This window comes from Bradyrhizobium sp. WSM2793 (genome assembly GCF_000379585.1).
Lineage (GTDB): Bacteria > Pseudomonadota > Alphaproteobacteria > Rhizobiales > Xanthobacteraceae > Bradyrhizobium.
In genome coordinates this window covers 1-1,713 of record NZ_KB902841.1, presented here as the reverse complement: position 1 = coordinate 1,713, position 1,713 = coordinate 1, and the positions used below count along the sequence as shown (strand labels likewise).

The 1,713-nt window shown below is 64.2% G+C and carries 1 protein-coding gene; it reads right to left on the bottom strand.

What is annotated here, in order from left to right; genetic code table 11:
- Positions 1 to 34 precede the first annotated feature (34 nt).
- Positions 35 to 1,606, bottom strand: coding sequence for an IS66 family transposase (locus tag A3AS_RS0140770; protein WP_245283406.1), 1,572 nt, complete (start codon positions 1,604 to 1,606; stop codon positions 35 to 37).
- Positions 1,607 to 1,713 lie beyond the last annotated feature (107 nt).

The following is a 1,713-nucleotide window of genomic DNA, read 5'->3' as shown; positions in this document are numbered from 1 at the left end:
CGTAAGCATCCGGTGAGTACCGCGCAGCGGTCACTCAGGCAGCCTGATTGGCTTGCTTGTTCCGGTCGCGCCAATTCCAGGGCAAGAGTTCGTCGAGCCGGTGGGCCGGATGTGCAGCGATGCGCGCCAGGACGTCGGCGAGCCAAGCTTGTGGATCGAGGTCGTTCATCTTGGCCGTGACGATCAGGCTGTATATCATGGCGGCCCGGTCACCACCTCGGTCGGAGCCACAGAACAGCCAAGACTTCCGCCCCAGGGCGATGCCGCGCAGGGCTCGTTCGGCGGCGTTGTTCGACAGGCAGATGCGGCCGTCCTCAAGGAAGCGGGTGAACGAGCCCCAGCGCTTGAGCATATAGTCCATCGCCTTGGCAACGTCGTTGCGCCGAGAGAGCTTGGCGCGTTGCTCACGCATCCAGGCTTCCAGAGCGGCGACCAGCGGCGCGCTCAGCTCCTGGCGCACGGCCCGGCGCCGCTCGGGCGTCTCGCCGTTGATGCCGCGCTCGATCTCGAACAGGGCATCAATCCGACGGACTGCTTCCAGTGCCAGCGGCGAGATCACCGCAGGCTTTTTGCCCTGCACCTTGCGGCGCGCATTCTCCGCCAGATCAGCCATCACGAAGAACGGCCGTCGGGCATGGACCCAGCACGCGGCTTCCAGGATCGGACCTGCGTTGCGGCCCACCTCATAAAGCTTGCCGTAGCCGCTATAGGCATCGGCCTGGAAGATACCGCTATAGCCGACCAGATGGGCCTGAGGATGCTCGCCGGCACGATCGCGTGAGTAATAAAACACTGCGCCCGGCGGGGCCTGCCCGCCAAAAGGCTTGTCATCGCGTACATAGACCCAGATGCGGCCGGTGTCGGTCTTGCCTTTGGCCAGGACAGGCACCGTCGTGTCATCCCCGTGCAATCGCTCGGCCCTCAGCACATGGGCCTCAAGGCGCCGGAACAAGGGCGTCAGCGCAACCGTGCAGCCACCGACCTGGTCGGCCAGGGTCGACAGGCTGACCGACACGCCTTCCTTGGCATAGCGTTCGGCCTGCCGGTTCAGCGGCTGGTGCTGGCCGAACTTCTCGAACAGCACCATCGCCAGCAAGCTGGGGCCGGCCCAACCACGAGCGATGACGTGGAACGGCGCCGGGGCCTGACTGATCTTCTCGCAATCACGGCAGCTGAACTTCTCCCGGACGTGCTGGATCACCTTCCAGGATTTCGGGATCACCTCCAGCGTCTCGGTGATGTCCTCGCCAAGCTTGGACAGCCGCAAACCACCGCAGCAGATGCACGACGTCGGTCCCGGCACGAGCACCCGCTCGCGAGGCAGATGCTCCGGGAACGGCTGGCGCGACGGCCGCTTGCGCGTGAACGAGGCCACCTTTGTCGTCTTGGCCGCGGCCATTTCGGCAGCGAGTTCGTCCTCAGTCGCTGAAGCCTCGAGCTCCTCGAGCGTCAGTTCGAGTTGATCCAGCAGCCTTGCGGTACGCTCCGAGCGAGGGCCATGGCGATCACGGTTCAGCTTTTTGATCTGCAGCTTCAGGTGAGCGATAAGCGCATGGTCGTCGGACTGCTGGGCGCGAACGCTGGCGAGTTCGGCACGCGTCGTCAGCAATGCCGCTTGGAGCGCCTCAATATCTTCCGGCAGCTTCTCGGGACCGTCACCCATGCATCGATGGAATCACAAAAACCGCGATTTGGCGCGCGCTTTTTGCAATC